16 protein-coding genes are annotated in these 23,832 nt (G+C 41.3%); 8 read left to right on the top strand and 8 right to left on the bottom strand.

Annotated features, from left to right (window positions below):
• Nucleotides 1-344: 344 nt before the first annotated feature.
• A complete protein-coding gene (locus BM176_RS13205) occupies nucleotides 345-1,607 on the top strand; it encodes a sensor histidine kinase (protein ID WP_090103702.1) in 1,263 nt (420 codons plus the stop codon).
• A 5-nt stretch (nucleotides 1,608-1,612) separates the two neighbouring features.
• A complete protein-coding gene (locus BM176_RS13200; RefSeq protein WP_090103700.1) occupies nucleotides 1,613-2,023 on the top strand; it encodes a response regulator in 411 nt (136 codons plus the stop codon).
• A gap of 10 nt (nucleotides 2,024-2,033) precedes the next feature.
• On the opposite strand, the gene BM176_RS13195 is transcribed toward BM176_RS13200, so the two are convergent.
• Entirely contained in the window at nucleotides 2,034-3,254 is a 1,221-nt protein-coding gene (locus tag BM176_RS13195) for a hypothetical protein (RefSeq protein WP_090103698.1), read from the bottom strand.
• 106 nt (nucleotides 3,255-3,360) lie between these two features.
• On the opposite strand from BM176_RS13195, the gene BM176_RS13190 reads away from it, so the two are divergent.
• Nucleotides 3,361-6,930 (top strand): M43 family zinc metalloprotease, encoded by a 3,570-nt coding sequence (locus tag BM176_RS13190; protein WP_090103696.1) that lies wholly within the window; start codon nucleotides 3,361-3,363, stop codon nucleotides 6,928-6,930.
• A 188-nt stretch (nucleotides 6,931-7,118) separates the two neighbouring features.
• Here the strand turns inward: BM176_RS13190 and BM176_RS13185 are convergent, their stop codons facing one another.
• The 3 genes from BM176_RS13185 to BM176_RS13175 form a co-directional block, all read right to left on the bottom strand.
• Complete coding sequence (locus tag BM176_RS13185; RefSeq protein WP_090103694.1) at nucleotides 7,119-8,693, bottom strand: SusD/RagB family nutrient-binding outer membrane lipoprotein; 1,575 nt, start codon at nucleotides 8,691-8,693, stop codon at nucleotides 7,119-7,121.
• Between the two features lie 37 nt (nucleotides 8,694-8,730).
• A complete protein-coding gene (locus BM176_RS13180; RefSeq protein WP_090103692.1) occupies nucleotides 8,731-12,009 on the bottom strand; it encodes a SusC/RagA family TonB-linked outer membrane protein in 3,279 nt (1,092 codons plus the stop codon).
• A 421-nt stretch (nucleotides 12,010-12,430) separates the two neighbouring features.
• The gene (locus BM176_RS13175) at nucleotides 12,431-13,585 is read right to left on the bottom strand and encodes an alpha/beta hydrolase (protein ID WP_090103690.1); all 1,155 of its coding nucleotides are present in this window, start codon (nucleotides 13,583-13,585) and stop codon (nucleotides 12,431-12,433) included.
• A gap of 657 nt (nucleotides 13,586-14,242) precedes the next feature.
• On the opposite strand from BM176_RS13175, the gene BM176_RS13170 reads away from it, so the two are divergent.
• Nucleotides 14,243-18,442 carry a sugar-binding protein gene (locus tag BM176_RS13170; protein ID WP_090103688.1) on the top strand — a complete coding sequence of 1,400 codons (4,200 nt, stop codon included), beginning with the start codon at nucleotides 14,243-14,245 and terminating at the stop codon, nucleotides 18,440-18,442.
• 71 nt (nucleotides 18,443-18,513) lie between these two features.
• Here BM176_RS13170 and BM176_RS13165 read toward each other — a convergent pair whose 3' ends face one another.
• On the bottom strand, nucleotides 18,514-18,795 hold the full coding sequence (locus BM176_RS13165) for a hypothetical protein (protein WP_143097797.1): 282 nt from the start codon (nucleotides 18,793-18,795) through the stop codon (nucleotides 18,514-18,516).
• 140 nt (nucleotides 18,796-18,935) lie between these two features.
• Here BM176_RS13165 and BM176_RS13160 point away from each other — a divergent pair, with 140 nt between their 5' ends.
• The 4 genes from BM176_RS13160 to BM176_RS32745 all read left to right on the top strand — a co-directional run bounded on the left by BM176_RS13160 (nucleotide 18,936) and on the right by BM176_RS32745 (nucleotide 22,383).
• Entirely contained in the window at nucleotides 18,936-19,328 is a 393-nt protein-coding gene (locus BM176_RS13160) for a helix-turn-helix domain-containing protein (RefSeq protein WP_090103684.1), read from the top strand.
• Nucleotides 19,329-19,572: 244 nt separating this feature from the next.
• Nucleotides 19,573-20,031 carry a DUF6934 family protein gene (locus BM176_RS13150; RefSeq protein WP_090103680.1) on the top strand — a complete coding sequence of 153 codons (459 nt, stop codon included), beginning with the start codon at nucleotides 19,573-19,575 and terminating at the stop codon, nucleotides 20,029-20,031.
• A 15-nt stretch (nucleotides 20,032-20,046) separates the two neighbouring features.
• A complete protein-coding gene (locus tag BM176_RS13145; RefSeq protein WP_090103678.1) occupies nucleotides 20,047-20,226 on the top strand; it encodes a hypothetical protein in 180 nt (59 codons plus the stop codon).
• Nucleotides 20,227-20,466: 240 nt separating this feature from the next.
• Nucleotides 20,467-22,383: a glycoside hydrolase family 97 protein gene (locus tag BM176_RS32745; RefSeq protein WP_218162202.1), complete on the top strand. Its 1,917-nt coding sequence runs from the start codon at nucleotides 20,467-20,469 to the stop codon at nucleotides 22,381-22,383.
• Here BM176_RS32745 and BM176_RS13135 read toward each other — a convergent pair.
• Genes BM176_RS13135 through BM176_RS13125 form a run of 3 tightly spaced genes read right to left on the bottom strand, consistent with a single transcriptional unit; the run spans nucleotide 22,378 to nucleotide 23,763 of the window.
• Entirely contained in the window at nucleotides 22,378-22,851 is a 474-nt protein-coding gene (locus BM176_RS13135; RefSeq protein WP_090103676.1) for a hypothetical protein, read from the bottom strand. The genes BM176_RS32745 and BM176_RS13135 overlap by 6 nt on opposite strands.
• Nucleotides 22,851-23,228, bottom strand: a complete 378-nt coding sequence (locus BM176_RS13130; RefSeq protein WP_090104886.1) for an SRPBCC domain-containing protein — start codon at nucleotides 23,226-23,228, stop codon at nucleotides 22,851-22,853. The genes BM176_RS13135 and BM176_RS13130 overlap by 1 nt, the downstream gene beginning before the upstream one ends.
• Nucleotides 23,229-23,262: 34 nt before the next feature.
• On the bottom strand, nucleotides 23,263-23,763 hold the full coding sequence (locus tag BM176_RS13125; RefSeq protein ID WP_090103674.1) for a GNAT family N-acetyltransferase: 501 nt from the start codon (nucleotides 23,761-23,763) through the stop codon (nucleotides 23,263-23,265).
• Nucleotides 23,764-23,832 lie beyond the last annotated feature (69 nt).

The raw sequence follows: 23,832 nt of genomic DNA, 5'->3' as shown, positions 1-23,832 counted from the left end.
TACGTAAATACCTTTATTATTACAATTTATCTATATCTATAAGAGGTTAAAAGGGACAATATATACTATAAATCAGCGAATTAAATAAAATATACATAATTACGATTGCATTGTTTTCAAATTACATGAGAGCTAACATCTGTGATATATTTCAACCTATACATATAATAGAAGACAAAAAGGCATCTTTCATTTTGCATTTTTGTAAACTTTTTGATTTAAGCATCCCCCCAGAAGAGTGGTAATTCAAGAAAGCCCGGTTACAGCCCATTTGTGGCTGTAACCGTTTTTTTGTTTTACTACTCCTTATAAGAATAGTTTTTGAATGTTAAACAGAGATTATTATGGAGTACGGGGAAACAGGAAACCCTAAAGCGTTACTTGAAATAGTGCAATACTATGTCAACTCTGAGGGATCTTCTGATGATATAATAGGAGATACTACAGAACTACATACTGGTATACATATACTGGGCAAAAAACTGCAGAAGGCAGAACTCTCCCTAAAAGTAACTGAGCAACAATTATTAAGATCCAGAGAGCGGTATAATAATATGGTGGCAGAAGTAGAGGATTATGCCATACTGCTGCTCGATCTGGATGGCAATATTCTGAACTGGAATAAGGGGGCCGAATACATTAAAGGATATTTAGCCCACGAGGTCCTTGGCAGGAACTTCAGAATATTTTATACAGAAAAAGACAGGGCGGAACACTTACCGGAAAAACTAATTGGTATAGCTATCAGCGAAGGGCGTGTACAGAATGAAGGCTGGCGCGTATGTAAAAGTGGAAAGACTTTTTGGGGAATAGTGACCATCACAGCCCTGCATGATAACCAGGGAAATATAAACGGTTTTTTAAAGATCACCCGGGACCTGACAGAAAAAAAGAAAGCTGAAGATAACAAACGTCTATACATAGAGAGGCTAGAGAACAAGAACATGGAACTGGAGCAGTTCACTTACATTGCTTCTCATGACCTGCAGGAGCCATTACGCTCTATGAGCAGCCTTATAGAACTACTGCTGGAGGAATACTCGGGTAGGTTTGACGAGAATGCAGATACCTATCTGCGGTTTATCCTGCAATCATCCAACCGTATGAGCCAGCTGATTACAGGATTACTGGATTATTCCCGGATAGGAAAAGAACGAATTCCGGAAAAGGTAGACTGCAATGAAGTGATGGAAACTGTAAAAGTGGATCTACGCAAGGCAATACAGGATAGTAAGGCAATAATAAGAGCGAAAGACCTTCCTGTAGTGGATGCTTATCCAATGGAATTAAAATTATTATTCCAGAACCTGCTAAGCAACGCTATCAAATTTAAAAAAGCCGAACAGCCGCCCACCATTGATATTTCTGCAAGTAAAACTGATGATGGATGGCTTTTCTCATTCTGTGATGATGGGATTGGAATGGAAGACCGGTTCAAAGAAAAAATCTTTGAGATTTTCCAGCGTTTGCATAGCAAGCAGGCATATGAGGGTACAGGTATAGGCCTTGCTCATTGTAAGAAAATCGTGACACTCCATAATGGAAAGATCTGGGTGGAATCAGCCCCCGGCAGAGGTAGTCAATTTTATTTTACTCTTTCAGTATAAATTGTATGAAGAAACTAAATTCCATCCTACTTGTGGAAGATGATGAGATTACAAATTATATCAACCAAATGGTTATTAAGAAGCTGGACTGTGCAGAACATGTACAAGTGGCCTGGAATGGGGCCGATGCGCTGGCTTATCTTAAACAATGCGGGGAACATGCCTGCCAGCAACCCGAATTGATCCTTCTGGATATCAATATGCCCGGGTTGAATGGTTGGGAATTCCTGGACGAATACTCTAAACTGGATGATGAGGAGAGATGTAAGGTGGTAGTCGTTATGCTAACTACTTCCCTTAATCCCGATGATAAGAAACGTGCTACAGATAATCCTGTTATCGCGGGTTTCAGAAGTAAGCCGTTAACAACGGCTGTACTGGAAGAAATACTTTCCCAGTATTTTATCCGCGGATAATTAGCTTCTGTTACAGCCAACCTCTCTCCTTCCAGGAAGAAATAACGGAACCGGATAAACCGCATTCCAGCAGGATATCTTCAAACTCTTCCATTTCTGACTCCCAATCAATGGCATAAGCTGCAAATTCATTGCTTACAGGGATCTTATTATTCAGTTTATTAGTTGTTAACAGGTAGGCTACTCTTCTAAGCATAGCGGTACCCAGATCCCATTTCTCTTCTCTCTCCACAATCTGAATAAACTGACGGAAAAGACGCTCAAAACCGGCTGGATTAATCTCCATATAAGCATGGGAGACTTCTGTAGATAAAAAGATCAAATCGAAAATATCTTCCTCTTCGTGATTACGCGAGATCTCCTCTGTAAAAGCAAGAGAACGCGGCGTAAGCAATGGCATATATTCCGTTATAGATTTATAGTTTATTTCCAACAATGATAAAGGCACTTCTATCCTGGATTCCTGCAGGGTATCTATGATAGCCGATGCCATGTTTTCAGAGACGGCTAAAGATAACTGGTTGATATCAATATTCTTATTCAACTGCACATAAGCCAGCGACGTTTTTCCATCTTCGTACACTGTGCGGATCTCATCCAGTTTATTATTCTCATCATACCTGTATACCTCTGCATACCTGTATTCTCCTGCACCAGGTGCAATAGCAATACAATCTGCCTTCAGTATCTTCCCATTTTCAGTTGTATATTTTTCAACCGTGCAGAACAGAGAATGTTGATCATCTATTATACCGGCAATAATTTCTTCTTTAGGGCTGCCTTTATAGATTGGAATACTTCCCCGGCTATTTACGGATAAAGACTGGAATATCGCTTTTTCGCCATCTTCGTAAATAAAACGTTTAATCGTGGAAGGAATCCCCGTTTCCATACAGAATTCAATATACTCTACCAGGTTCTTACTATAGCTATAATAGCCTTGCCAGTTTACTTTACTTACCCTGTGGCCGAAAGAAGTGTAACAGGGCATACCATCTGTGGTAAAACCATAGAAATGATAATCACTGATTTCGCGGGACCGGGCTTCGGGAAAGAGTTTTTCTTCGGGTTTCAGGAAAAGGGGAGTATCATAATCTTTCAGATCGTATCTGAAACCGGGAATATATCTTTCAGTTTGTATTTTATCCTTGTATTGCTGGAGAAGCTCAATTTCATTAAATGCATGCTTCCATCTTTCGAGTAAGTCTTGCTTCTGTAGTTCCAGGTCCATCGTCGGCATTTTGAATAAAATTAATATTTTATATCATAAAATAAAAGATTGGCAATCATATTATAACTTTACCCCAAATAAGATACACAAAGCACGCCATATACCTATGTTGAGGAAAAACCTGCAATTACTATTATTGCCATATCTCATTGTTACCTACAACGTTGCATTAGCTCAGATGGCCGTTCCACAGCAACCAGGAGAGCCTTCCCGCGCAGCTGTCTGGCAGGCTGGTCATCCAAGATCCTGTGGTACAGATATGATGCTGAACACCTGGAGGCAGGATGCCACCTTTGTAAAGAAGGAAATAAACATCAATAAGGCGGTGCGCCGACAGGCAGCAAGAGCGGCCGATTATACATTACCCGTTGTATTCCATATTATCAACGAAGATCCTGCTTCAATCACAGATCAGAATATTCTGGATGCCCTGGATATGCTCAACCAGGCATATGGCAAAACAGGTGCATTTGCCGGAGCACGAGCGGATACCAGGATCAGCTTTTGTCTTGCTAAAACAGCACCGGATGGTGGTCTTACTACCGGTATACTTCGTACCAAATCCTTCCTAACCGATTTTGATGCAGATATGGAAGGCGAAAAGCTAACAGCCCTGGGCAGGTGGGACCCTACCCGCTACCTCAACATATGGGTGGTATCGGATATTAAATCCGAGTTTATGCAGTCATTTGAATGCGGACAATGGACAAGGCTTAAGATGGCCGGATATGCCAGTGCAGGAGGCGAAGTGGTGGTAGCCGGACTGGGCGTAGACCTGCTGGCACATGAAGTAGGGCATTACCTTAGCCTGATTCACACCTTTGCGGCACAAGACTGTAGAAATGATGACTGTACCACCGATGGTGACATGGTATGCGATACTCCTCCCGACAGGTCCATTGCCGGTGGATTTGCGTGTAGTAACCCGGAGAACTCCTGTAACACAGATACTCTTTCGGGCTTCACTACAGATGTTCCCGATTTGCCGGATAACTTCATGGACTATGGAGGAGGTGTAGGTTGTATCATGTCTTTTACAGACGGACAGGGAACACGTATGCGCAACTTTATAGCCAGTAGTTTACCAGGGATGATTAACAGCACCGTATGTACGCCACCGTGCACATCTACGGCGGTAGCTTCCTTTACGAAGAATATCGATTATCCGGTTATCGGAGATATCGTTAACCTTACCAATACTTCTACAGGAGCGACCAGTTATGAATGGCTGGTGAACGATGTAGTGGTAGCCACCACAACAGATTTCAGTTACCAGGTAACTGCAAAACAGAACTACCGGATTACTTTAAGAGCTTACACCGCCCCCGGTTGTTTTACCCTTGCACAGGATATGCTTTCCGTGAGCTGTGGTGTAGTGTCCCGTTTTTACCCGGACAAGCGGAAGATTGCATCAAAAGAAAATATACAACTGGACAGTATACTCTTTACCAATCGCTCTATCAATGCCAATAACTATCGCTGGTTAATGAGCAACAATAAGGGTATGACAGAGCAGGTAGTGAGTACTGTTCAAAACCTCACCTATGTCTTTAAGATTCCCGGAACTTATAAAGTACGGTTGATAGCTGATAATGGGAGTTGTATTGATACTACCAACCCGGTAACTATAGTGGTAGATGATCCTACCACAGATGGGGTTGTGTATGTTACAAAAGTGGAATGTTACGAACAGAATAAACTGAAGATCTCTCTGTTTTTTAATAATTTCGGATATAAGTCCATTCCCAAGAATACACCTGTTAGTTTTTATAACCGCGATCCGCGAACCGGCAATGCCGTGAAACTGGGAGATCCTTATTTAATACCATACGAGATTAAAGGAAAATGTGCTTCTTATCTTGAAACATTTGTGCTGAATGCAGGCCGTTCGGGTTTAGATACCGTAGTAGCCGTTTTCAATGATGATGGGACTTCTCAGCCATTCGTATTACCTAATCCACTCGATACGCTCATTGAAAGTAATTACAATAATAATTATGCAACCACTGTAAACTTTAAATTCAGAATCCAGTTACAACCGTCAGACATTGTACTTACTCCTGATCAACAGGTCGTGCTTACTCCTACATCAACCGGAACAATGCTTTCCGGACTGTGGACTCCGGCTTCTTATATAGATTGTGACAAGTGCGTAAGCACAACCTTTACAGCTCCCTACAGGAAAGATACCCTGTTGGTACAACAGGTAAAAATCACAACCGACAACAATTGTTATGATAGTGCTTTTGTTACGATTCATATACCTCCGGTAGATGATTATGTAGTAAATATAAGTGAGACTGAATGCGCGAAAGGTGACAGCATCTATGTGACATACGATCTCTGTAATAACTTTGCAACCGGCAACATTCCTCCTGGCTTACAGGTGGATTTTTATGATAATGTACCTCTTGCTACTTCCTTTGTGACAACGGGTTACAGTACCGGCCAATGTGCCAGCTTTTCAAAAATCATAAAGAACACGGCTAATGGTCAGTTCTTTGCAGCCGTAAATAAAAATAATGCATGGCCGGAAACAGATACGCTGAATAACAGCAATACGGGTATATACGTTTTCCCTTCTGCCAAACTCACGCCTGCAGACACCACCGTTTACAGGGGATCAGCATTTCCCATTACCTTCCAGACCAATGCATTTGATCCCGTTGCTATTGCATGGCAAACGGGCGATCAATATACACTCAGCTGTACTAGCTGTGCTGTACCATCTGTAAAAGTGTGGGATAGTTCACTGGTAAAAGTAACACTGACCAGCCTTTACGGTTGTACCCTGACTCCGCAGGGAATCATTAAACTGGTACCTCCGGATCTGACCGTACAGTTGACTGATGTGAAATGTTATGATAACACTCATTCCATTGTAACATTCACAATATGTACATCTAATGGATATGACAGTATCAAAAAACAATTACCGGTAGCTTTCTATGATGCTGATCCGCTCACAGATACTGCACATCTTTTAACACCTGTATTTTCTACGTTGACTACAGAACAAGGAGTTTGCAGGGATTATACACATATTATTTCAACACCTGCTACCGCACAATTGTATGCAGTTGTAAATGCTCCTGGTACATTCAGGGAAACAATCTATGATAATAATACGGATGATGTGCCTGCTCCTCCTTTTACAGCCACCTTCGATCCGGCTGTGATCCAGCTCAGCAGACCAGGGAATGTGCAGTTGAAACCGGTGATTACCGGTGGAGAAACAAGCAAGTACACCTGGGTTCCTGTTGAAGGACTTTCCTGTAGTACCTGCGCCAATCCAACAGCTACAGTTTCATCTTCCATTAAATATCTACTGGAAGTGAACAATGAATATTATTGTACAGATACAGCGAATATTTATTTGCAGACATTCACCAGCAGTAAATTTGCCATTCCATCAGCGTTTACGCCTAACGGTGATGGAGTTAATGATATATTCTATATTATTGGCAGTCGCGATATTAAGCTCGTAAAAAGCTTTATAATATTTAACCGCTGGGGAAATAAAGTATTTGAAACAGCAAATATTCCTGCGAATGATAAAAGCTATGGATGGAAAGGAAGTAATGCTGATGCAGGAGCGTACGTATATTTTGCGAATGTAACATTTGCTGATGGAAGTACGGAAGTGGTGAAGGGGTCTATTATGTTGATTAAATAAACTCTGGAAGGAATGCTATTGATCAACAGAAATCACACTTTATTGGCAGCGTTATACTTATAAGAGCAAGGTCAATAAGTTAAATTACTATAAATGGGGAAACTCCCCCAGGATTAAATTGGCATTTAATCCTGGGGGAGTTTCCCGTTTGTAGTGCTCTCTCTTAATTTCTTGTTTGGAATACCCTCTTAATTCACATCCCAGAAAATTTTTGTATCTCTTGTATCTTTAGAAGAGACAGCTGAATAATTTACTGCGTTATAAAGTTGTTCAGATGAAGGATAGAGTAAACGTACGGGAGGCGTTGATGCCCCGGTAGCTGTTGCCGTAGAGAAAGTCAGTGCAGGGTAACCAGTGCGCCTGTATTCAGCCCATGCCTGCCCTGACTGCAGGATGAAGAAATGCATCCATTTCTGGGTGTAGATCTTTGCCAGTTTCTCTGTAGTAGTACCGCTATAAGCGATGGCTGAGTTCAGCAGGTAGGTACTGATCACAGCACTGGAAGGTGTGGTAAGCACCGACCAGCTGCCTGATCTCAGTATTCTGGATTGGTTAATACCATAATAGAATTCTACGGATTGTGTGATCCCATTTTCATATTCTGTTTGTGCAGTTCCCAGGCCCCATCTTTCATATGCTTCCGCTTTCAGGAAACTTACTTCTGAAGCTGTCAATATTACTCCCGGAATGTTATAGTTGTAGTAGAAGGTAGCAGAGTCGTAAGTTGCATAGCCTTTAGCCGCATATTCCGAAGCAGTACCCGTTGCAGGGAAACCTCTATATCCGTTGGTAGCATGAGGGTCCCAGTATACTGCTGTACGGGGATCATTGTTTGCTACCATCAGAGTATCCATCAGGTAAGCAGGTGCGGTTCCGAAGTCCTTAAACACATCACCCAAATCGCTCTTCAGTGCTGAAGGGCTCATCTGTAAAGCTGCATTATAACTGTTGTCGGTGATCAACGGATAAGTGGCTGCATCTGCCAGCATAGTGGTCACTTCGCTTTTCGCTGTAGCTTCATCAAAATTAGAGATGCGCATTAACAAGCGGAGGCGTAGTGAGTTAGCATAACGTTGCCATAAGGAAAGATCTCCTTTAAACAGTAGATCCTGTTTTGCAAGTTCCGCAGAGGTAGTTGTTGCCAATGTAGCTGTATCAAAATAAGTATTCAGGTCTTTCAGTCCTGTGATGAGCGTATCATAGATATTAGCAGCATTGTCAAAAGCAGCATCTCCTATACTCCTTGATGATGTATTCAGAGAGCCGGCTTCGGAGAAAGGAATATCTCCCCACAGATCCACCATTTGTGCAGTCTGATCATATAAAAGCACCTGTGCACATTTCAGGAATACAGTTTGTAATGGTTGCTGTGTAGCAGAGAGTGCAGCGTAGCTGGTTTGCATTTCCCTGTAAGAGCTCATAATACCAGGACCATTGTAATTGTAATCAGTACCGGTAGATCCATCATAATAATCTACCCAACGGCCTTCTGTATACGAAGTAGACGGTGTATACATCTGCGAACCAGGTGACAATGCAGACACTTGTGAGAAAGCCGCGGTGGTAGGCATTATAAAAGTGTAATAATCCCAATACGATGGGTGGATCCTTTTATTAAGGAACATACCAGATAACAGTTTACCTAAAGAACCGGTTGCCGTTAATTCAGGATTCAGGTAATCATCCGCAATCTTTTTCTTACAGGAACTAAAAGCACCTGCAAGTAAGATGAGGACTACCGTATATATCAAAAGTCTTTTCATTTTTAGCTGTTTTAAGTTCGTTTAGAAATAAGTTAAACTAGAAGCGTGCACGCAGGCTTGCACCCAGGCTTCTTGTAGGGCCGGCAGTACCGTTGTCAACACCCTGATCAAGCCAGCCGGAGCCCACAGCCACTTCAGGATCCAACCCATAAGGCACTGTTTTATAGAGGTAGAACAGGTTACGTCCTATCAGAGCTACTTGTAATCCCTGGAAATGCAATTTCTCGACTATACTTTTAGGCATGTTGTAGGTGAATGCCACTTCACGAACTTTGATATAACTATTATCGAATACAGCAGCTGAGTAATCTCCATTTGTTCTCCAATTGAAATTATTCTCATAATACATCCCAGCAGTGATCACCTTTGTATTGGTAGCGCCGGTAGAAGTTACCCCTTTCAGGATTACACCATCATTACGTGTTCCGGAGCTGGAAGCAACATAATTAGCGGTAGCATCATCCACTACATTATAGGCAATACCACCATGAGCAGCATCCCTGTATTTAAGTGTGCTTTCAAACATACCAGCACCCAATTGGTAGTAAGTTGGTATAGATACCAGTTTGCCACCCAAACGGTAATCCAGTGTAACGTCCAGGGAGAAATTCTTATAGGAGACAGTATTAGAGAAACCACCTACTACTTTAGGCATAACATTACCCACATATTTATATGCACCAGTATTAACAGTATACAAACCATCATCGCCAACTATTTTATTTCCTTTATCGTCGGTAGTCATAGGATGCACATACAGATTACCAAGCGGATCACCTATTTCAGAGCGGGCAATTAAATAACCTCCTCCTTCAAAATTATTGGTCAGACTGGTTAAGCCATCAGATAATGCAGTCAGCTTATTTTTATTGATTGCAAAATTAAAGCGGGTACTCCAGTGGAAGTTCTTATTAGCAATAGGAGTAGCAGTAATAGCAGCTTCATAACCATAGTTTGAAATACTACCTGCATTCAACAGCGCAGAGGTTGAACCGATAGAAGGAGCAGTACTTATGTAAAGGATCTGGCGGTTTACCTTATTGTTATAGTAACTTACATCGAGGCTGATTTTATCTTTCAGTAATCTTGTTTCGATACCGAATTCTGTTTCTCTTTTTTGTTCAGACTTAAGATTGTTATTTCCGAATTGAGAACCATTTGCCTGTTGATATAATATATTAGAGCTGTTATAAGTAACTCCATACTGGTTATAAGCCACATTTGCCTGATAGATGGAAGGGTGATTACCCACCAGACCATAAGAAGCTCTCAGTTTTGCATAGTTAATATAAGAAGGCATTTTAACAACATCTGACAATATGAAGCCAGCGTTGAAAGAAGGATAAAAATACTTATTAACAGCCTCTGGCAAAGTAGAGGTAGACTCATAGCGACCGGTACCTTCTAAGTACAGGAAGCTTTTGTAGTTTATATTCACTACGCCGAAAGCAGCAACGTCAATTTGTTCAGCACGGATAGCAGTGGTGGTAACGGTGCTGGCTGAATTGCTCAGACTAAACCAGTTTTCATTTTCAAGACCATCTTTTGTTGAAGAAGTTTGGTATACATAATTCTGTTTACGTCCGGAGAGACCACCTGTTAATGTAAGGTCCAGATCATGGCTTACTTTAGGATTGTATACTAATAATGCATCTCCATAAATAGAATTATTAGTTTTCGTCTGGATCTGGTATGCACCGGTATATCCTAATGCAGCAGGTTGCTGACTATACTCTTTATCTTCCACACCGAGGTTTGTGAAATCGCCTCCTACTCTAGCTCTGAAGCGCAGGTTATCACGCAGGCTTACATTTAAAGTAGCACTGTTGATAAAGCGGTTCTGGGTTTCATTGTAGCTATTACGCAGGTTTGTCCACAGGTAATCCAGTACGTTAGTCGCCCGGATAGGATATGCTAACTTTTCGCTCTGATCGTAGCTATTGTTATCATACGTCACATATTTATATCCTTCGGAAGTTTTGTATTTATTGAAATATGTACCCATGTCGTCCATACGGCTAAAGAAGCCACCATAGGAACCGAAGATAGTACTCATTGCATAAGCGCGGTTATGGGTAAAGTTATTATTGTAGGTAGACACCAGATCCAGGCTTACCTTATTGCTCAGTTTTAAAGTACCGTTGAAGTTAAAGTTGTTCTTAAACAAATTACTTCCCGGCATAATACTTTTATAATCGGTACGGGTATATGAGAATCTGTAGTTTCCTTTTTCGGTGGCATTAGACAACGCTACATTCAATGCAGAATTATATCCATTCTGGTAGAAGTCTTTATAGTTATCTTTCTGCGCCACATATTTTCTGGATGAACCATCCCAGTATTTAACAGTGCGACCATCGAACTTAGGGCCGAATTGTGCATAAGCGCTGTAATAGGGATGAACGGAACCATCAGCGTCTGTCATCCAGCCATTTCCATCAATACCACCAATTTGCGCATTAGACTGTTCATCATAACCGGGGCCATATTCATTCTGATAATCGGGAGAGGAAGCCAGTTTTTCGGAGTTCAGCGTGTAGTTTACATCAACACCCAATCCTCTGCCTTTTATTCCTTTTTTAGTGGTGATCACAATCACACCGTTGGTAGCTTCAGAACCATACAATGCACTGGCACTGGCACCTTTTAATACGGTAAGACTTTCGATATCTTCAGGGTTGATATCCAGTGCACCATTCCCGTCTATCCTTGAGTTGGTAGTACCAAAAGAGGAAGTTGTTAAATCATTGAAGTTCCTTAATGGCACCCCATCCACGATATATAGAGGTTGGGTATTTCCATTCACTGAAGACACACCTCTAACCTGTACGGATACACCGCTGGAAGCACCACCCGGAGCGGAAACGATTTTCACACCAGCAGCTTTACCATATAAAGCAGAAGCAAAGTTTGTACTACCTGTCTGTGTAATTTCTTTTGCACTTACTGTACTCACAGCATAACCCAATGAGCGGGTTTCTTTTTTAATACCCAATGCAGTTACTACTACTTCATTCAGACCTTTATTATCGGGGGCCAGTTTGATAGTAATGTTATCAGTAGCAGGCAATTCCTGTTTCAGATAACCGATGTAAGAAAAGACCAATATCGCATTATCGGATACCTGTAATTTAAATTTACCGTCTCCATCGGTAGTGGCGCCATGTAAGCTACCTTTTTGCTGTACACTCACGCCGATAAGCGGACTACCTTTTTCATCCAGTACAGTCCCTGAAACGGTTCTTTTTTCCTGAGCTATAGCATTAAAAGCGCATAGCATGGCCAGGATCGTAAATACAATTAACGATCTTTGCATTGATTGCTTGTTTTTGTTGATAATAGTTATATGTTAAGGCAAATAGTTATCCCCCCGGTCCTTTAGGACCAGACATGACTTTACGACAATAAATAAGTGGTTGAATAAATCAGAGGTATCTCTTAGATTTTATCTCAATTCTTCACATGTTTTAAAAATGACAATAGTAATCTACTTTGCATTGTTCACTTGCAATAACGTTTTTCTTACGTGCTAAAGTTACAGGAGATTAAGCGGTAGGAATCTGATGTTAAACTTAGATAAACTTTTTAGAATTAACAAAGTGTTAAGTAAAAAAAGATTAGATAAATCTATGAGCGGGTGATTTTTATCGACGAGTTAATTTTTCGTTACTACAGGTAGGAATATGAGTGGAAAAAGGCACATCAGAGCTGAGGTACAGGGCATTGGACCATATTGATCATATGCCCTGTACGTCTACCTTTCCATTTATAATAGTCAGTTTAGCGTAAAAGATAAATCCTGCATCTTTCCTGTTGTGCACGGTTTCATCAATGACAGCAATACTTCTTGATACTTTGCTATTGAACACCTGTTTACCGAGGTAGTTTACTTTTATATTTTTATTCAGGTTTACCAGTTTATCATTTAAACAAATGATCAGCGTATCATTGTCATTCTTCTCAATAGTAATCGTATTATCCTTTACACCAACAATTGCTTCTTTGTTTTTAATAGCTCCCGCAGGTGGTACTTCCAGCCAATAGAAATAATTATGCGTACGGTCGTCCTGTTTCCAGATTACTTTACCTGGTAATGGATTTCTTTTGTATTTAGCCATCCATGGCAATGCTATTGTATCCTTCCTGAACATCCAGTGCGAATGTTCCTTATATACATGCAGATCATGAATATAACCTCCATTGTCCAGCTTTTCCAGGCTATCCAACATATGTCCCCATTGAGCCACCAGGCCATTCCTATTGTAAGCATTATCTTGTGCGCCAACAAATAAGGTAAATGGGAGGTTACGCAGACTAACAATCTGAGCATCGCCGGGATGCCCGGCCATCATGGCAGCAGCAGCAAAACGATCCGCCATACGTGGAGCCAGCTGGAAAGTTCCATCACCACCGGCAGAATATCCCATTAAATACACTTTGTCAGGATTTACACCTTCTGTGATAACCGCATCCAGGATCAATTCATCAAGCATTACATCTATATGGGATTCATGCCATAAATTCCAGGTATTGGTTGGCGCACGCGGAGCAACGTATACACCTTCTTCAGGTTTATATAATCCCTGCTGATTTTCCCACTGCTGATCATTTACCGGTCCGGGTGCATTTCCTCCACCATGTAATGAAATATACAAAGAGCGGCCATCTACAGGTTTCTGACCTGTGATTTTGTATTCAAACCTCATGGTGAGTGTATCATACTTAATAACTTTTTCCTGCCATTCTCTGGCGGCTATTGGCCCCTGGATATCTAATGCTTTTTGAAAGGCAACAATGGCATAAGAAGCCGCTTCTTTAGCGGATAACCCTTTTTGAGCTGAGAGCTGGAAGGGTAGTAACAGGATAAGAACTGATAAAAAGCGATAGGGCATGTAAGTTTATTTTTAAAAAGTATTATTTAACGTTAAAACGCAGCTGATATTGGTTACCTCCATCAGTTGTGTTCAGGCCAGGTTTAGCATGTCCGGATAGTGCTATTGGGGCTGGAACACAGGTAAATCCCAGGTTGAACACCCTTTGAACAGCATTTTGCGATTCAAGGGCGTTCAACGTGTGTTCAAAGGGCGTCCAACCTACGAAGCAACTATAGACTCACTATTAACTTGCTATCAACTTGCCCTTAACTTCAGTCATCGTTATTGCAATATAAGTATTCATTCATTTCCTATTTCAGGAAACTGCATGGGCATCGCAAAAAAACTACACGAACACCCTAAAAAGCAGCATGAACGTTTTTTACTTATTAATAGCCACCACTGCTATTGGCATCGCATCTTAAGACTACTTATTTTAGGCAAAGCTTCATAATAAGTCTATATTCAAAAATTCACAAGGTATTCTCTATCATTCGACTATATTCTTTTTTCCCTTTTAGTTTCTATATTTCCTCTGTACTAATTGCCTGTTTCCTACATCTTCGTTTCCTTTGGTACTACCACGGATGAAAATTGCCACGTTAAAATGAAATTGAACTGTCCATCGACTTTTCACCTGTGAGGTATGAACCCGTCTCTAAATACCTTTCAATAATGAGAAAAACCCTTTCTTTTCCCTCTAACCAGGTACATCCCGGTATTCCGCCTGACTTTCCCAACAACTTACGGAAAGTGCCCGGCTGGCTGACAACGCTATTACTGTTGTTTTTATTAAGCAATGCACATGCGCAAAGCGACGGACTGCCACGCGGTGCTTACCAGCTACCTTATATCCGTTATGAATCAGACAATGCCATATTAGACGGTGGTGCAGCATTACAGCAATCACCGCAGTTTATTCAGACAGACATTGCATCGGAAGCATCTGATCAGAAGTATGTAAGTCTTACAGCTAACGGCGCCAGTATCGAATGGACCGCCACACAGGCAGCGCAGGGCGTAAATCTCCGGTTTACCCTGCCGGATGATAACACCGGTGCAGGCTTAACTGGCTCTCTGGGATTGTATGTAAATGGCGTTAAAGTGAAAACCATCCCACTCTCCTCCTATTGGGCTTACCAGTACTTCCCACAGGCAGACCCTGTACAGACTCCCGGCGGAAAAACGTTTATGCGTTTTGACGAAGTACACTTCAGACTGGACAATCCCATCAATATAGGTAATACCATCAGCATCAGAAAGGACAATAGTGATGCTATCACTTACGGGGTAGACTTCATTGAACTGGAACCTGTGCCGGCTGCACTGACACAACCAGCCAACTACCTCTCCGTTACTGCCTATGGTGCTGTGGCAAACGATCAGACGGACGACTTTGCGGCTTTTAATGCCTGTATTGCCGCAGCAGCCTCTCAGGGGAAAAACGTGTATATTCCTGCCGGTAAGTTCCTGCTGAGCGACAAACTGCCACTGAACGTCAGCAATATGAAAATTCTTGGCGCAGGGGTTTGGTATACGGAGGTGTATTTTTCCACCGACAAGCAATTCTATGGTGGTATCATGGGCCGTGCCAGTAATGTGGAAATCTCTAATTTCTCTTTAAATACCATCAACAACGACCGTCTGAAATACGATGAGGCAAACCCACGCCTGCCGGGAGAAATGTATAAAACTTACAAAGGTTTTATGGGTACTTACGGAGCAGGATCACGGATCCATGATATATGGGTAGAACATTTTGAATGCGGGTTCTGGATAGCAGGTTATGATCCTCCATATCCTATCGATATTACAACAGATCTCGTAATTTCCAAATGCAGGATCAGGAATAACTATGCCGATGGTGTGAACTTCTGCCAGGGAACTTCTAACTCAGTAGTAGAGCAATCCAGCGTTCGTAATAACGGAGATGATGGATTAGCTGTATGGCCCGCCAATGCAGCTGGTAATAATCAAACCTGCCGAAATAATATTTTCAGGTACAACACTATTGAAAATAACTGGCGTGCGGGTAGTATTGCCCTCTTTGGAGGTACTGGTCATGAGATTCATCATAACCTCATCAAAGACGGTGTAGCAGGATCTGCGATCCGTTTTACCAACGACTTTCCCGGATTTACTTTTGAATATCCCGGTGATGTGATTAAGGTATACGAAAATACTATGTCCGGCTGCGGCAGTAGCTATGACCTGTGGGATCAGAAGAGAGGTGCTGTTGAGTTCTATGCAGGTGGCAGTGGTATATTTAATATGCAGTTCGATAACAATACCATTCTCCGTTCGCAACGCGATGCGATCCAGATTTATGGTAACGGTATTCATCACCTTGTATTCAACAATACCACTATTGATGGTACTGGCCTGGATCCTGTAGTTCGTAATGAACCCGCAGACGTATATGGTGGTTTCGGTTTGTATGTACAGGCAGGATCTCAAACGGCTACCTTCAATAATCTGACAGTCACCAATGCTGAATCGGGAGCTTATATCAACAAGAATAACAGCTTCCAGCTCATCATTCAGAATATTAATATCCCTGTTTCCAGTGTCAGCATTAAACCTGCAAATGATACTACGCTGACAACAGGACAAACACTGCAACTCACTGCCAACATTCTGCCAGTGGATGCTACGAATAAAAATGTTACCTGGACAAGTTCCAATGCGGGAGCCGCAACTGTAGACGCCAGCGGTAAAGTAACTGCTGTAGGATATGGTATCGCTACCATAACTGTTGTAACTGCCAGTGGTAACTTTACGGCTACACGCAAAGTCACCATACAACCCGGTGTGAATGTGGTGGCAACTACTCCTGCTGCTGCCGAAGGTGGCGCTGCGGGAGTATTCACCTTCAGTACATCTTCCCTTTCCAGTACTATCAGTGTAAAATATACTGTGAGCGGAACAGCTTCCGGTAGTGACTATACGCCTTCATTAAACGGAACAATAACCCTGACGCCCACCAATCCTTCCGCCACTATCACCATCACTCCTGTAGATGATGTTGTTTTCGAAGGACCAGAAACACTACGCATATCCCTGAAAAAGGATAGTGCTTATAACCTGGGTGGTGATACGACTGCGGTCATCACTATTGCAGATAATGATAATCCACCTTGCGTGGCACCTGTTATTGCACTGGTATCCGGTACGGCACCTGTGATAGATCAGTCAATCGATGCTGCATGGGCCATTGCGCCAGTGAAGAATATCAGCAATGTAATATTAGGTTCCCTCCCTTCAGACTATGCAGGCAAATGGCGTGCACTGTATGATAACACCAATCTTTACCTGTTGGTGGAAGTGAATGATGGTACTAAATTGTCAGACTCCGGCGCCAGTTGGTGGGAAGATGATGTGGTAGAAATATTTATTGACGGCGATAACAGCAAAGGCACTGCTTACGATGGTATCAATGATTTCCAGTTAGGTTTCCGCTGGAATGATAATACTGTTCATGTGGGTAGTTATTCTGTAAACAGAACAACAGGTATCAACTACAATCAATATGCCACTGCCACAGGTTATACACTTGAAGTCGCAATCCCCTGGTCTACGATTGGAGTATCTCCATCAATAGGAAAATCGTTGGGACTTGATGTACAGATTGATGATGATGATAACGGTGGCACCCGTGATGCACAGATCGCATCCTTTGCTACCAATACAACCGCATTCCAGAATCCTGCTGTGTTTGGCACTGTATATCTCACAACCTGCAATGGTGTTGTTAATCAGCCACCAACAGTGAATGCAGGCACAGACCAGACACTCGCAGCGAATACTACCTCCGTTACTTTACAAGGCAATGGTAGTGATCCGGAAGGGCATGCCGTTACCTACAGCTGGACGAAAGTAAGCGGTCCTGCGGTTACATTCAGCAGTACTACTATTGCAAACCCGGTGGTTACTGGTCTTACAAATGGCAGTACTTATGTATTCCAGTTAACAGTCAGCGATGGCACTTTAACATCTGCAGATCAGGTGCAGATCTCCATAGGCAGTGTAAGTAATCCTGCTGATTTAACAGCTTATCCGGGTACTGTCACCGTTGATGGTAATCTTAATGAAAGCAGCTGGAACCTTTCCAAGTCTATTGCAAAAACAACAGTAGGTACTCCTAATAATACTGCCACCTTTGGCGTATTATGGGATAATAATAACCTGTACATTGGCGTAAAAGTACTGGATGCTACACTAAACAATGATTCTCCCGATTCATGGGATAATGATGCTGTAGAAATATTTATTGATGCCAATAATAATAAAGGCAGCACCTTTGACGGAAGAGATAACCAGTTCATCAAAGCATATAACAGCAGTACGCTTTTCAGCAAAATAGCAGTAACGGGTGTACAACATGCTTATGCAACCATCACCGGCGGTTATACTGTTGAAATAAGTATACCTTGGTCACAATTAGGCATTACGCCTGCCGCTGGTCTTACCATAGGTTTCGATGCAGGATATGATGATGATGATAACGGTGGTTCCCGTGATGGTCAGGCTGTATGGTTTGGCACAATCAATAACTACCAAAGCACTGCTGACTATGGTACCCTGGTACTTGCAAACACTGCCCTTAATACATTAGCAGTTGAGCATTCTGTTGTTTCATCATCAGATCTGAAAATCGTCCCTAATCCGGCTATTAACGGACAAGCCAAAGTGCTGATTTCAGGTAATACCGCGAAAGGCTATATTTATGTGTATGACCTGCATGGGAAACAGGTTTACACTACAAAGGCACTGCCGGAAGTTAAATTGGATCTGCAACAATTACCGAAAGGTGTGTATGTTGTGAAATATATTATCGGAGATAAGAGCTTTACAAGGAAGTTATTGATCCAGTAAATTTTAGTTATTAAATGCCTGCTCTATGTTTGCAAAACATGGAGCAGGCATTTTTATTAGCTCTAAATAAGCTAATTCTCGTTTTCATGAGACTGATTTATCGCCTCATTATTTTTTTTGCAGAGTAAACTTCCAGCTTCAATAAATTTCATCAAATTTTCATAAAACATTACTGAATAGCCTGCATTGACATCTTCATCCTGCAGGGTAGATACTAAAAAATCCCAGCAATGCTTCCTTATTTCTGGTAAATCATACGACCAGAAAAATTCCTGCATTGTATCAGTTGGATTCATCATTTCTGATACGGTTAACATTTGTGGCTTATTCTGCCAGTCAGGATAGTTTTTCATAAATAACGTTTCTTCAAAATAATACAACAATCCAATTGTATCAAACCAGGTAAACTTGTAAAATACAAATATGCAATTGTATTTTACAAGCACGCAATATTGATTCTAATTTGTTACATTTGTTTAACAACCAAATTCATATGGTAACTACACAAAAACATACGGGTAAAAATATAAAAGCAATACGTGAGATATTACGGGTGAAACAAGAGGTACTGGCTGATGCACTGGGAGTAAGTCAACAAAGCATTTCACTGCTGGAACAAAGAGAAACTGTAGAACATGATCTTTTAGAGAGAGTCGCTAATATTTTAAAGGTTCCTGTAGAAGCAATTGAAAACTACAGAGAAGACACCACGGTGAGTTTCATTTCAAATACTTACACTAACACTAATAATGATAATGTAAGTAACGGCATTCAGAATAGTCCAACTTTAAACTATTATGCGGATAAGCTAATAGAGTTGTATGAAAGAATGCTCAAAGAGAAAGATGCAGAAATTGAAAGACTAAGACAGGAGAAGAATAAATAATTTAATATTAGGGATATTGGAGCAGATCTGGTGATAATCATCAGGGCTGTTCCTTTTTTAATATATACTGCTGCTTATTCCAGGAAATGATCAATTTAATGCCTTTCCAGATTATACATAATATTAAAAAGTTGTAATATTTCCAATGCGGTTTAATGTTTGTTAAAATGAACTTTAGGCAATAATGCCTCAATCCATTTTCCACTCTGAATATTTTGTTAACCATCAATTCAATTTTAACTAAATGAATATAGAGCGTTATGAGTATACCGTTAACCCAACGGAAGGCCGTATACAATATGAATTTTGCAGTGACGGTCCTAATGGCCAGATAAGAAAAGAAATCCGTTTTGATGAAATCAGTGATAATTTTTATAATCTATCATTTGGTGATAGTACATCAGAAAAAGATAATTTTTCAGATTCAATTATTTCAAACAATGAAGACACTGAAAGAGTGTTAAGCACTGTAGCTAATGTTGTAATGGAGTTTACAAATAAACACCCTGAAGCTATGGTTTATGGAGAAGGAAGCAATCCTGCAAGAACCAGGTTGTATAGAATTTGTCTAAATAAACACTGGAAGATTATTCGCAAGGATTTTAATATTCAGGGGCTCCTTATAAATGGCGTCTGGGAGAAATTCAGAAAAAATGGGAAGTATATTGCTTTTGCAGGAACGCGAAAAAACTTGTACTTTTAGATAAATGATAATTCTATGAAAAAAGATCTTTTAGAAGAATCCTTTCCCGGATCAGGTGTAACTGAGGCAGGAACAGTTATAAATCGGAATATGAGAGATTATAGTAATGATCCTTCATTTATTAAAATGATGGAAAGAGCAAAAGAGAATATTAAGAATTTCCCGAAACATCTCCTTCGTCCAACAAAAAAATAGAAGCCCATCTGAGCGGCTTCTATTTTTTTTCTCAAGAAAATAAGCTTTCAAAAATATCAATATAATTAGTTATTCCTCCTTACTTAACCCGTTTCACAGCCCCCATAACAGATTGACTAAAGAACCCCATTCAGACTAATTGCCCCTCTGAAGCTCTATCCTTACAAAGAAAAACACCCTTTTTATTGAAAAATTAGATATTTTGTAGTGTCACGTGCACACTTAATTAAAAATTCCACTATGAAAGGATTCTTATTCTTCTTCTGTATTATAACTTGTCGCGTATTTGCGCAGAACCTTTCTATCAGTTCTCCTGATAACAAAATTACGATCTCTGTAAACACTACAGGTCTTTTACAATATACCGTTCATAAAAACGGTGCTCAGATTATATATCCTTCTTCGCTTGGTTTTGAATTCAAAGGAGAACCGGCAATGGGAGCAGATATGGTGTTACAGGACACCATTATCCGTGTGATAAACGATACCTGGATACCAGTGGTTAAATCTAAACATGCAGTTATAAATAATAACTATCGTGAACTGGAAATCCGCCTGAAAGAAAAAGGTGGTTTAATGCGGCGGATGGATCTCTTTTTCCGGGCTTACAATGATGGGATTGCTTTTCGTTATCAATTGTACAGCAGTAAAAAAATAGGGAACAAGGAAATAACAAAGGAAGTGACTGGTTTCCGGTTTACCAGTGGTGCTAAAGCATGGATAGCTGAATATGGTGGATATTCATCTTCACAGGAGGCTCCCTTTAACAGCCGTTCTCTTGACTCCGTGAATGAACATACCATTGCTGGACTGCCGATGTTAATAGAATTAAACAAGAATAGCTATGCTGCTATTACAGAGGCCAACATCGACAATTACCCCGGCTTTTACCTGGGAGCCTCACAGTCACTCAGCTTAACAACCAAACTGGCTCCTTTGCCGGGAGAACAGGAGGATGGTGTAAAGGCCCGTTTTTCAGATAAGCAGTTCACTCCCTGGCGCGTAGTGATGCTGGCCGATAAACCTGGTGACCTCATCACTTCTGAGATTATCCAGAACCTTAACGAGCCCTGTGCTATTGAAGATCCCTCCTGGATTAAACCCGGTATGAGTGCGTGGGACCATTGGTGGAGCGGTGAGGTAAAGATGGACATACCCACTATTAAAAAATATATAGACCTGGCATCGCAGATGGGGTGGCCCTATATGTTGATTGACTGGCAATGGTACGGTACATTCAACAAACCAGAAGCCGATATCACCAAAGCTGCACCTCAGTTGAATATGCCCGAAATACTTGAATATGCAAAATCCAAGAATGTACGTTGCTGGGTATGGTTGTACAGCACAGATGTAAATCTTAATAACAACTTTGAGGCTGCCTTTGGAGAATATGAGAAATGGGGTATTGCAGGTATTAAAATAGACTTTATGGATCGTGATGACCAGGATATGGTCAACTGGTATCATCAAATCATTAAAGCAGCTGCTGCGCATCACCTGATGGTAGATTTTCATGGTGCCTACAAACCTGATGGCATCATCAGAACCTATCCCAACATGATTACCCGGGAGGGTGTGATGGGGGAAGAATACTCCAAATTCTCTGATAAAGTTACTCCGCGGCATAATGTAACATTACCGTTTACCCGTATGCTGGCAGGCCAGATGGATTATACACCAGGTGGATTTTTGAATGTATCGAAGAAAGACTTTAAACAGCAATCGCCTACGCTGGTAATGAATACCCGTTGTGCGGAGCTATCAAAGTTTGTGATTTATGAAAGCCCTTTTACCGTATTCTGTGAACATCCGGATCATGTTGTTGGTCAGCCGGGGGCTGATTTTCTGCGATTGGTACCTACAGTATGGGATGATATTAAAGTATTGGATGGTTATCCGGGAGAATATATAGCACTGGCAAAAAGAAGCGGGAAAGACTGGTTCATAGGAGCCATGACCAATGAATCAAAAAGGCAACTGAGCCTTCAACTGGATTTTCTGGCTGCGGGTAATTATGAGATAGAGATCTGGGAAGATGCCGGAGAACAACCACAGCATCTGAATAAAATTAAAAAGACAATTAAAGCAGGTGATAAGATCAAAATCAATATGGCAGAAGGTGGGGGTTATGTGGCAAAGATACGTGCGTTATAAGTCTTCCAGTTGTTTAAGATAATCGTACTGCAAGTCTTCATGTTGCAAAGAGATCGCTTTGGCGATCTTTTTTAGTTGCTGCTGGTACAGGTTAGCCAGTGCAAGACTATCGTTTAATCTGATGCCCGCATTTTTCACCTTTGTACAGAAGTACAGTAACAGTTCAATCTCTGCCTGTTTAGAACCGGTATATTTGATCTGTTTATTAGTATTACGGAGGATTTTACGCAGATGTTTCTTGATGTAATAAACATGCCCTCGACCGGGTTCTGCGGCAAACTCAGTATCCATGTTTCCTTTTACGGCTTCAATATAAGCCTGTAGATCGTGCGATTCAAAAAGCAGGTAAGAAAGCAGTTCTTTATTATCCTTTTTAAACTTTGCCAGTCGAAGGCATAGCTCCACCAGTTGCCCGGGAGGCACTGCGTTTAACTCTTTCTTAATTTCGGTAAGACTGGCAGCTTTCATCAGGAATAAAAATCTACCAGGGCTCCGAAATAAGCATCATTCCATCCTTCTACAATATCATCAAATGCTTCATCAGGAATATTGGTATGCCTTAGTTCTGCATCAGTTCCCTTTTTGTCGGGATGCAGGATGATTGTAACGATTGAAGGCTCTTCCTGTTCTCCGAAATACCATTCCTGTACAATCTTCCTATCGTTTTCAAATTCCAGGTTCATACCGGTAATGCTTTCACTCCACAGAGAAAACTCTGTACCTGCAACGTCAGACATTTCAGCTGGTTCGCCTGACCACAGCTGTATAGTGGCCGGGTTCGTCAATGCCTTATAGATATCTTCGGGAGGTGCCGGAACAACAAAATGCTTCTTATAATCCTTCATACGATTTATCGAATAATGAGCAAAACTACCCAAATTATTGAAATATAACATCACTTCTTCTTTCCAGCAATACTGTATCCCGCCATATTCCATTCATCTGTCCAATCCTTTCTCTCCGCCCAACCAGCCGGAAACCATGTTTTTCATGGAGTCTTATACTGGCTATATTTTCAGGGAAGATCCCCGCCTGCAGGGTCCAGAACTGCTGTTTCTCACTTTCGGCAATTAATGCTTTTAACAGCAGACTTCCTATTCCTTTACCCTGAGCCTCCGGATGAATGTAAATACTAACCTCTGCTACACCGGCATATACCGCCCTTGCTGATACCTGGCTTAGTACAGCCCAGCCAAGAATAACATCTCCTTCCACAGCAACCAGGCGACAACTTTTCACATGGCCTTTATCCCACTCTTCCCAGCTTGGTGCTGTTGTTTGGAATGTGGCATTACCGGAAGCAATTCCTTTCTCATAAATATCTTTGACCTGCGGCCAATGTTCTGCCAGGAGATTATTTATTGTTACTGAAATAGTCATTATAGCGCCTTTTATAAATTCGTAGAGGTGGTAACCGTTGGCAATTTTATAAATTCATAAGCATGAGGA

This window comes from Chitinophaga sp. CF118, assembly GCF_900112615.1.
Taxonomy (GTDB): domain Bacteria; phylum Bacteroidota; class Bacteroidia; order Chitinophagales; family Chitinophagaceae; genus Chitinophaga.
This window is presented reverse-complemented; position numbering and strand designations above follow the sequence as displayed.

What these genes read in the sequence shown, in the direction of transcription:
- BM176_RS13150 (WP_090103680.1), top strand. Translation starts at nt 19,573, where the DNA reads ATGAATATAGAGCGTTATGAGTATACCGTTAACCCAACGGAAGGCCGT.
- BM176_RS13165 (WP_143097797.1), bottom strand. Translation starts at nt 18,795, where the DNA reads ATGAAAAACTATCCTGACTGGCAGAATAAGCCACAAATGTTAACCGTA.
- BM176_RS13195 (WP_090103698.1), bottom strand. Translation starts at nt 3,254, where the DNA reads ATGGACCTGGAACTACAGAAGCAAGACTTACTCGAAAGATGGAAGCAT.
- BM176_RS13200 (WP_090103700.1), top strand. Translation starts at nt 1,613, where the DNA reads ATGAAGAAACTAAATTCCATCCTACTTGTGGAAGATGATGAGATTACA.
- BM176_RS13180 (WP_090103692.1), bottom strand. Translation starts at nt 12,009, where the DNA reads ATGCAAAGATCGTTAATTGTATTTACGATCCTGGCCATGCTATGCGCT.
- BM176_RS13185 (WP_090103694.1), bottom strand. Translation starts at nt 8,693, where the DNA reads ATGAAAAGACTTTTGATATATACGGTAGTCCTCATCTTACTTGCAGGT.
- BM176_RS13175 (WP_090103690.1), bottom strand. Translation starts at nt 13,585, where the DNA reads ATGCCCTATCGCTTTTTATCAGTTCTTATCCTGTTACTACCCTTCCAG.
- BM176_RS32745 (WP_218162202.1), top strand. Translation starts at nt 20,467, where the DNA reads ATGAAAGGATTCTTATTCTTCTTCTGTATTATAACTTGTCGCGTATTT.
- BM176_RS13170 (WP_090103688.1), top strand. Translation starts at nt 14,243, where the DNA reads ATGAGAAAAACCCTTTCTTTTCCCTCTAACCAGGTACATCCCGGTATT.
- BM176_RS13135 (WP_090103676.1), bottom strand. Translation starts at nt 22,851, where the DNA reads ATGAAAGCTGCCAGTCTTACCGAAATTAAGAAAGAGTTAAACGCAGTG.
- BM176_RS13130 (WP_090104886.1), bottom strand. Translation starts at nt 23,228, where the DNA reads ATGAAGGATTATAAGAAGCATTTTGTTGTTCCGGCACCTCCCGAAGAT.
- BM176_RS13160 (WP_090103684.1), top strand. Translation starts at nt 18,936, where the DNA reads ATGGTAACTACACAAAAACATACGGGTAAAAATATAAAAGCAATACGT.
- BM176_RS13145 (WP_090103678.1), top strand. Translation starts at nt 20,047, where the DNA reads ATGAAAAAAGATCTTTTAGAAGAATCCTTTCCCGGATCAGGTGTAACT.
- BM176_RS13205 (WP_090103702.1), top strand. Translation starts at nt 345, where the DNA reads ATGGAGTACGGGGAAACAGGAAACCCTAAAGCGTTACTTGAAATAGTG.
- BM176_RS13125 (WP_090103674.1), bottom strand. Translation starts at nt 23,763, where the DNA reads ATGACTATTTCAGTAACAATAAATAATCTCCTGGCAGAACATTGGCCG.
- BM176_RS13190 (WP_090103696.1), top strand. Translation starts at nt 3,361, where the DNA reads ATGTTGAGGAAAAACCTGCAATTACTATTATTGCCATATCTCATTGTT.